Origin of the sequence: Streptomyces graminilatus (assembly GCF_001418565.1) — a bacterium.
Lineage (GTDB): Bacteria > Actinomycetota > Actinomycetes > Streptomycetales > Streptomycetaceae > Streptomyces > Streptomyces graminilatus.
Map to the genome: position 1 here is coordinate 1 of NZ_LIQQ01000328.1, position 8,159 is coordinate 8,159.

Consider the following 8,159-nt stretch of genomic DNA (forward strand, 5'->3'; position numbering starts at 1 on the left):
GAGTGGGCGCCGGCGAGGGCGCGGGGCTCTTCTTGACGGTCGGGCGTCCGGAATCGGCCGCCGCGTCCCACTTCACGGCCTCCATCTGGAGCGAGGGTGCCGAGGAGTCGAAGACCCAGTGCTGTTCGGCGGACTCCTCGCGCGGCTTCAGGACCAGCGGCGCGTCCCCCTCGCCCGCCGCGTCCGCCGGGGCCAGCGCCAGCTCCTGGTTCCAGCGCGGGACCAGGGCGCCCTGGAGGGTGAAGTCGTAGCGCACGTTCCTGGCGCCCGGCCGGGCCGGTCCCGTGCACGGGGCGAGGACGACCGAGTAGCCGAGACGGGAGTCGAGGCAGAGGTCCGGGGCGGCGGCGCTGCGCAGCAGGCCGTCGGGCTCGTACGACCACGCCTGGCCGGCCGCCGCCGAGCAACTCGTCAGCTCGGTCTCCGCGCCCTTGACGGCCCTGCCTCCGACGACGCCGACGCACAGCCCGGACGCGATGTTGTGCAGCCGGCCGCGCGGGGCGCCCTTCGTGGTCTCCCCCGACCCGATCCTCGATGGGGCGCCGGCCTTGCCCGAGCCGTTGGTGGCGGTGTCCGCCGGGGTGGTCCCGGCGACCGTCGTGCCGTTCTCGTCGTCCGGGCCCAGGACGGTCCACAGGACCAGCGGGACGAGGACCAGGGCGCTCACGGTCGTGACGGCCAGGACACGGTTGCGGCGCCGGGCCGCACGCCGGGCCGCCTTGTGGGCGGAGCGGGACGAACTGGGGCCGGCCTCCGCCTCGTCGGAGGGCGGCTCGGTGGAGGCAAGCTCGGGTGGGGCGGGCGCGTTCTCGGGCATGGGCGGAGCCTGGGCCAGGACACGCGGGACCGGGAGCACGCTCTCGACCGTCGCCATCTCGATGACCGGGGCCTGTTCGACCTCGACGATCGCGCTCTCCGCCGCGCGTCCCGGGCGGGACTCCAGATAGGCGCGCGCACCCCAGCCGAGGACCCCCTCGGCGAGCGCGAGGGCGAGGTCGCCGTTGAACTGGTTCAACTGGTCGGCGGCGTACCGGCAGTGCTTGCAGTCGGCGAGGTGCTTGGCGAGGTCGGGATCGATGTCCGTGGTGCGGCGCCGGCAGGTGACGTCGATCAGCCGGATGTAGCGGCGGCACTCCTCCTGGGGCACGACCTCGCGGTGGACGTGCAGGCACTCCTCGCGCAGACGGCCACGGGCCCGGCCGAGTTCCACCTTGGCGTCCGCCACACTCAGCCCCAGCAGGCCGGCGGGTATCTCCAGCGGTTCGCCCTCGACCTCCGCGTGCCACAGCAGGCAGCGCGCGGACTGCTGGAGGTTCTGGAACGCCCTGGAGAGCAGCCGCCGGTCGGCCGCGGGCAGCAGGCGCGCGGCGACGCGGTTCCCGCCGCCGGGCGTGGCGCGCAGCTCGGGGTGGAGCATCTCGAGGCGGTGGTCGCCCTCCCACTCGGCGGCCAGCCGGCGCACGGTGACCAGGAGGTGGGGCCGCCAGGCGTCGGTGGGGCCGCTCTGGCGCAGGGATTCCCCGAAGATACGGGTGAACGCGGCGGTGGTGAGCATTCCCGCGGGGCGCGGGCCGCTGGTGCACAGCCGGGCATAGGCGAAGGCTGCTTCCCAGTGCCGGTCGAGCAGTTCACCGACGGGATGGAGCGCGGGCGTCGTCCCGGACCACTTCTTCAGCTCCGCGCTGAGTTCGACATCCGAGGCGTCGTACGCGGGAGCCGGTGTAGGGGAATTCGACAGGCCTGCGTCTTTCACGTCTGTATTCCTCCACGGACAATTCGGGATTCAGTCCATACCCTGGGGTATGCGACCCTGCCGACGAAACGCCAGGATCCGACCAAACAGGAAATCGGCAGCACGAACGCCCGCAGCGGACAGCTCTTTTGGAGCGGGGAGTCAGCGGGGGTGTCGCGCACGTGCGGCGAGAACAAGGCCTGTCCGCACGCCGACGCGCACACCTTTGCACAGCTCATCGACACGTAACAAGAGATCGCGTCATCTTCCGTATCGCACTGCGAGCCAATGCGGCTGACTGTGTGTCAACTAGTCACGCCTTTGGCGTCGGACACCCTGTCGACATCCTCATCGCAAACGGTATTGACTTCGCTCGGAGGCGTTTCCGCCGTCGCGACCCGCCACCCCGGATTCCGCCGGATCGCGTCTGCACAGTGCGCGGTACGCGCCCGGGGGCGTCCCGTGACGCTCGCGGAACACCCGGTTGAAGTGGAACGGGCTGGCGAAACCGGAGGCGAGGGCGACGCGTTCCACGGGCAGGTCGGTGGCCTCCAGCAATCGGGCCGCGTGCCGCAGCCGGGCCTCGCGCAGCGCCCGCATCGGGGACCGGCCGAGCTGCTCCGTGAACAGGTGCGCGAACCGCGAGGGTGAGAGGGCGACCTCCTCGGCGAGCGACCGGACGCTGTGCGGGGCGGCGGGGTCGGCGGCGATGAGCGCTTCCGCCCGGCTCACCCGGGGGTCGACCCCCGGCCGGGGCGGCAGGGGGCGGGCGGCTGCCGAGGCGAGCAGGACGATCTCCTCCAGGGCGCAGAGGGAGAGTTCGCGGGCGGCGGTGCCGTGCGCGACGGCGGTCGGACCGTCCAGGGTGGCCGGTGCGGCGGATGATCCGGGCGGGCTGGTGGCTCCGCCCGGCCAGCGGGCGTAGGCCAGCACGCGTGCGAACGCCGTCGCCATACGGTCGTGCTGGGCTTCCGGGACCGGCGCGACGACGTACATTCCGTCGCCGACGGCGTACGGGCTCAGCCAGGCCGTCCAGGAGGGGCGGGCCTGGCAGTGCGCCCACCAGAACCGCCAGCGCCGGGCGCCCGGCCGGACCAGATAACGGTGGGGCACTCCCGGACCGAGGACCACGAGGTCTCCGGCGCCGGCTCGCGCCTCGGCCGCGCCCTGGGTCAGCAGACCGTGGCCGTCCGTGGTCCAGGTGAACAGCCAACTGTCGGCGCCCTGCGGCCGGTTGACGGCGTAGCCGGGCCCCTCGTCGTAACGCCCGACGGTCACCAGGCCCGGCGGTGGTGAGCAGTCAGCGGTCTCGGGCAATCCGTCAGCTTTCACGGGCATCCTCTTACCGGGTGCGGCAACCCTAGTCTGGCGGCCGGCGACAGCGGACCGAAGGAGTCGACGATGACAGCCACGGGCATCGGTGCCGCCGGGGCGCCCATCCTGCCGGAGGAGGAGCGCCGGCGCTTCGAGGAGGACGGGTTCACCGTCGTTCGGGGTCTGTTCGGGTACGACGAGATCGCCGCGCTCCGCGCCGAGTTCGCGGCGCTGCACGCGGCCGGTCCGGTGCCGGGGCACTTCGAGCCGCGCCCGTCCGGGCGGGACGGGCGGCCGGCGGACCCGTTGGACGCGTATCCGCGCGTGATGCAGCCGCACGAGTTCCATGAGCCGTCGCTGGACTGGCTGCTGGATCCCCGGCTGCGCGCCGTCCTTGAGGAGCTGTTCGGCGAGGAGGTGCTGGCCGCGCAGAGCATGTTCTATTTCAAGCCGCCGGGTGCCCGTGGCCAGGCGCTGCACCAGGACAACTTCTATCTGCGGGTCGAGCCGGGCACCTGTGTGGCCGCGTGGATCGCCTGCGAGCCGATCGACCGGGACAACGGCGGCCTTGAGGTCGTGCCGGGCACCCACCGCATGGACGTGTTCTGCCCGCAGGAGGCGGACGAAGGGGTCTCCTTCGCCCGGGAATACGTGCCCCCGCCGCCCGGTCTGACCGCGGTGCCGGTCGACATGGCGCCTGGTGACGTCCTGTTCTTCAACGGCAGCCTGGTGCACGGCTCGCGGCCCAACCGGAGCGCCGACCGGTTCCGCCGCTCGTTCATCGGGCACTACGTGGGCCGCTCGGCCGAGCGCATCGGCGGTTTCTACCGCACGATCTCCATGGACGGCGAGCGGGTCCGGCTGCGCGAGAGCGAGGGCGCGGGGCCGTGCGGTACGGAGTTCGGCCCGGCCTCCGTACCGCACTGACGCGTCGCCGCGCTCCGGTCAGTGACCGCTGATCGCGTGCGGGGTGTACGGCGCCCCCAGTTCCTCGATCTCCTTGTCGGTCAGGACGAGGTCGAGGGCGGCCACCGCGTCGTCGAGGTGGTGCGGCTTGGTGGCGCCGACGATCGGGGCGGTCACCGGGCTCTGGTGCAGCAGCCAGGCCAGGGCCACCTGGGCGCGGGGGACGTCTCGCTGCTCCGCGATACGGGCGACCGTCTCGACGATCGTGCGGTCGCTGTCCTGGTAGAAGAACATGCCGAGGTCGGACTGGGCGCGCCCGGTGGTGGTGTCCCAGTCGCGGGTGAGGCGGCCCCGGGCCAGCGGGCTCCACGGCAGGACGCCGACGCCCTGGTCGACGCAGAGGGGCAGCATCTCGCGCTCCTCCTCGCGGTAGATGAGGTTGTAGTGGTTCTGCATCGACACGAACCGGGTCCAGCCGTTCTCCCGGGCCGTGTACTGGGCCTTGGCGAACTGCCAGGCGTACATCGAACTCGCCCCGATGTAACGGGCCTTGCCCGCCTTGACGACGTCGTGCAGGGCCTCCATCGTCTCCTCGATCGGGGTCTCGGCGTCGTAGCGGTGGATCTGGTAGAGGTCGACGTAGTCGGTGCCGAGGCGGGTGAGGCTGTTGTCGATCTCGGTCATGATCGCCTTGCGGGACAGACCGGCACCGTTGGGCCCGGGCCGCATCCGGAAGTGCACCTTGGTGGCCAGCACGATCTCGTCGCGGCGGGCGAAGTCGGCCAGCGCCCTGCCGACTATCTCCTCGCTGGTGCCGTCGGAGTACATGTTCGCCGTGTCGAAGAAGTTGATCCCGGCGTCGAGGGCCTGGCGGATCAGCGGGCGCGACGTCTCCTCGTCGAGGGTCCACTCGTGGGCCCCGCGGTCGGAAACGCCGTAGCTCATGCAGCCCAGACAGATCCGCGACACGTCCATGCCCGTCGAACCGAGCTTCACGTACTGCATCGTTGCTGCTCCTGCCTTCGTTCGGGGTGTCAGAGCGAGCGTACGCCCGAGCTGTTCACGGGCCCTGTGTCCGCCCTGGAGCGGCGCTTGAGGGTGTCTTGAAAGCGTCGGAAGGCCCGGTCGCGGGCTTCTGGCGACTGACGTGGGTGGCCAAGGGCGTCGGCGCGTCGGCGCCCATTTGACCCGTCGGCGTTCCGGACGCTTGGATCCTTTCCGTGCCGGGCCGAGTGCCCGGTGCGCAGAGGTACGCCCAGCCGGTAGTGGCCGTACCCGCGATCGTTGGAGCGGACATGCCCGCCGAGGGTGCGCCTCACGCCGGAGGTCTCAGGACGGTGGCGGTCGCACTGACGACCGTCTGCGCGGCGGTGTGGGGCCCAACCGCGTGCGGTGCCGCGCCGGAGCCGCCGTCTCCCGCGTCTCCCTCTTCGGCCTCTTCGGCCTCTTCGGCCAAGGTCGAACTGCCGCCTGCGCACGCCGGTTTCGACTACCAGATCGGTGGTGCCTACCCGCCCCCGCCGGGCGTGCGCATCGTCAGCCGTGACCGTACGGCGGCGCCCGCGCCCGGCCTCTACAACATCTGCTACGTCAACGCCTTCCAGGCACAGCCCGGCGCGGAGAGGTCGTGGCCCGCCGATCTGCTGCTGCGGGACGCGAAGGGCGAGACCGTCGTCGACGAGGACTGGAACGAGGCCCTGCTCGACATCCGTACGGCGGCCAAGCGCAAGCGGATCGCGGCGCGTGTGAACGAGTGGATCGACGGCTGCGCGGACAAGGGCTTCGACGCGGTCGAGCCCGACAACTACGACAGCTACACCCGCTCCGACGACCTTCTCACCGCCTCCGACGCCACCGCCTTCATCACGCTCCTCTCCGCCCACGCCCACGCCCGCGGGCTGGCCATCGGCCAGAAGAACACCATCCAGCTGGCCGGGCTCCGGAAGCGGACCGGGCTGGACTTCGCGGTCGCGGAGGAGTGCGGCGAGTACGACGAGTGCGGGGGGGTACGCGCGGGCGTTCGACAACCGGGTGGTCGTGATCGAGTACACCGACTCCGGGCTCCGCAAGGCCCTCGCGGCCTACGGCAACCGGCTGAGCATCGTCCGCAGGGATGTCGGTGTGTCGACGCCCGACAGCGCCGAGTACATCCGCCGGACCCACTGACGCTTCACCGTGCGGCGAGCAGCTCCAGGCCCCGTTCCCACCCGAACTCCGCTGCCCCACCGTCCTGTTCGGCGTCACCGGCATACGGGTCCGCGAACCGCACCCCCATCCCGCGCAGCCGTTCCAGGCTCGCCCAGTAGGCGGGATGCGTGGCCAACGCCTCGCCCACGCACGGCAGTACGGCTATCGGCACCCCCAGCCCGCTCACCTCGCACAGCGTGCCCAGGGCGAGGGTGTCGGCGATGCCGGCCGCCCATTTGTTGAGGGTGTTGAAGGTGGCGGGCGCGACGAGCACGGCGTCGGGTGCGGGAAAGGGCCGTGGATCACCCGGCCTGCGCCAGGCGGACCGGATCGGGCGCCCGGTCTGTGTCTCGACGGCGTCCGTGTCGAAGAACCCCATGGCGAGGGGCGTCGCGATGACCCCGACCTCCCAGTCCTTTTCCTGCGCGGCGGTGATCAGCTTGCTGACGTCGGAGGCGACTCCGGCGGCGCAGACGACGACGTAGAGGAAGGGTTTCGCGGCCGGTGCGGGCGTCTCGGTCATCCGGAAACCCTAAATGACTTGCCGGTGAGCGGGCCCCGACCACAGGATCACGCCATGCATACGATCGAAGCCTCCCGGCCGCTGCCCCTCGCCACCGCTCGTCCGGTGCGGGGCCGGCAGCAGCCCGGCCGCCCCTGGAGGCCCGTGCTTCCCCGGTCATGACGGCCGCGCTCGTCGCGGGGCTGCTCGCGGGGTACGGCATCGCCGTCCCGGTCGGAGCGGTCGCGACCTATCTCGTCTCCCTCACGGCACGTACGTCCCTGCGGACCGGTGTGTGCGCGGCGCTCGGCATCGCCACCGCAGACGGTCTCTACGCCCTGCTGGCCGCGCTCGGCGGAACCGCCCTGGCCGGCGCCCTGCACCCGGTGCTGGTGCCGCTGCGCTGGGCCTCCGCCCTGGTGCTGGCCGCCCTCGCGGTCTGGGGCGGGATCGGCGCCCTGCGGCAGTACCGCGCCGGCCTGCTCGCCGTACGCGCCGACCCCGCGCCGCCGAGCCCGCTGCGGGCGTTTCTCACGCTGGTCGGCATCACGCTGCTCAACCCCACCACCGTGATCTACTTCGCCGCGCTGGTCCTCGGCAGCCGCGCCTCGGACGCCGTGTCCCCATGGGAGCAGGGGGTCTTCGTGGTCGCGGCCTTCCTCGCCTCGGCCAGTTGGCAGGTGCTGCTCGCCTCCGGCGGCGCGCTGCTCGGCCGGACGCTGACGGGCCGGCGCGGGCGGCTGGTGACGGCCCTTGTGTCCAGTGCGGTGATCATGGCGCTGGCGGTACGGATGGTGGTGGCACCGATGTGACGACGATCTGTGCCGATGTCTTCACGCCGCCCGGATGATTCAGCCGCGTCCCGGTGTTGACCTCTCGTGGCAATGGTCACGACGACGAGACGATGGGACGAACTCCATGCCTCTTGAGGGTGAGTACGAAGCCAGCCCGACCCAATGGGTGCGTGAGCAGGTGGAGTTGTACGAGAGCTCCGGCGGCACCGAGGGAACGACCTTGCTCGACACCGGATTGCCGGTCGTGCTGCTCACCACCCGGGGTGCCAGGAGCGGCAAGATCCGCAGGACACCCCTGATGCGGGTGGAGCACGACGGCGTGTACGCGGTGGTCGCCTCGCTGGGTGGAGCGCCGAAGCATCCGGTCTGGTACTTCAACGTGCTCGCCGATCCGCACGTCGACATCCAGGACGGGCCGGTGCGCGAGGACAGGGTCGCCCGTGAGGTGACGGGTGAGGAGAAGTCCGTGTGGTGGGAGCGGGCGGTCGCCGCGTTCCCGCAGTACGCGGAGTACCAGAAGAAGACGGACCGCGACATACCCGTGTTCGTCCTCGAACCGGCCGCCGGGAACTGACCCGGTGCCCGCAGGAGTGAACCGTCCGCCTCCGGGCACCTGACCCCCAGGCCCCGCCGCGCCCCCCGTCGCGGCGGGGTTCCCCGCCGCCTTCGCCGCCGTGTCAACGCTGTTCGGGTGCCGTCGGCGCGACCCGGCGGAGGGTGAAGG

General features: G+C 71.7%; 7 protein-coding genes and 1 pseudogene. 4 read left to right on the forward strand and 4 right to left on the reverse strand.

Features of this window, described 5'->3' with window-relative positions:
* Both AOK08_RS43680 and AOK08_RS26775 read right to left on the reverse strand, forming a co-directional pair.
* Positions 1-1,753 (reverse strand): ricin-type beta-trefoil lectin domain protein (locus tag AOK08_RS43680; RefSeq protein ID WP_241827103.1); only part of this gene is annotated, 1,753 nt, incomplete at its 3' end.
* 327 nt (positions 1,754-2,080) lie between these two features.
* Complete coding sequence (locus AOK08_RS26775) at positions 2,081-3,070, reverse strand: helix-turn-helix domain-containing protein (RefSeq protein WP_055530704.1); 990 nt, start codon at positions 3,068-3,070, stop codon at positions 2,081-2,083.
* A gap of 63 nt (positions 3,071-3,133) precedes the next feature.
* Between AOK08_RS26775 and AOK08_RS26780 the strand changes: the two genes are divergently transcribed.
* Positions 3,134-3,973, forward strand: coding sequence for a phytanoyl-CoA dioxygenase family protein (locus tag AOK08_RS26780; RefSeq protein ID WP_055530706.1), 840 nt, complete (start codon positions 3,134-3,136; stop codon positions 3,971-3,973).
* Positions 3,974-3,991: 18 nt separating this feature from the next.
* Here AOK08_RS26780 and AOK08_RS26785 read toward each other — a convergent pair whose 3' ends face one another.
* On the reverse strand, positions 3,992-4,957 hold the full coding sequence (locus AOK08_RS26785) for an aldo/keto reductase (protein WP_055530708.1): 966 nt from the start codon (positions 4,955-4,957) through the stop codon (positions 3,992-3,994).
* A gap of 290 nt (positions 4,958-5,247) precedes the next feature.
* Here AOK08_RS26785 and AOK08_RS26790 point away from each other — a divergent pair.
* A pseudogene (locus AOK08_RS26790) lies at positions 5,248-6,118 on the forward strand (endo alpha-1,4 polygalactosaminidase).
* 4 nt (positions 6,119-6,122) lie between these two features.
* Here AOK08_RS26790 and AOK08_RS26795 read toward each other — a convergent pair.
* Positions 6,123-6,662, reverse strand: a complete 540-nt coding sequence (locus AOK08_RS26795) for a flavoprotein (protein WP_055530710.1) — start codon at positions 6,660-6,662, stop codon at positions 6,123-6,125.
* Between the two features lie 158 nt (positions 6,663-6,820).
* Between AOK08_RS26795 and AOK08_RS26800 the strand changes: the two genes are divergently transcribed.
* Together AOK08_RS26800 and AOK08_RS26805 are read left to right on the forward strand one after the other, a co-directional pair.
* On the forward strand, positions 6,821-7,453 hold the full coding sequence (locus tag AOK08_RS26800) for a LysE/ArgO family amino acid transporter (RefSeq protein WP_055530712.1): 633 nt from the start codon (positions 6,821-6,823) through the stop codon (positions 7,451-7,453).
* 106 nt (positions 7,454-7,559) lie between these two features.
* Complete coding sequence (locus AOK08_RS26805) at positions 7,560-8,009, forward strand: nitroreductase family deazaflavin-dependent oxidoreductase (protein WP_055530714.1); 450 nt, start codon at positions 7,560-7,562, stop codon at positions 8,007-8,009.
* Positions 8,010-8,159 lie beyond the last annotated feature (150 nt).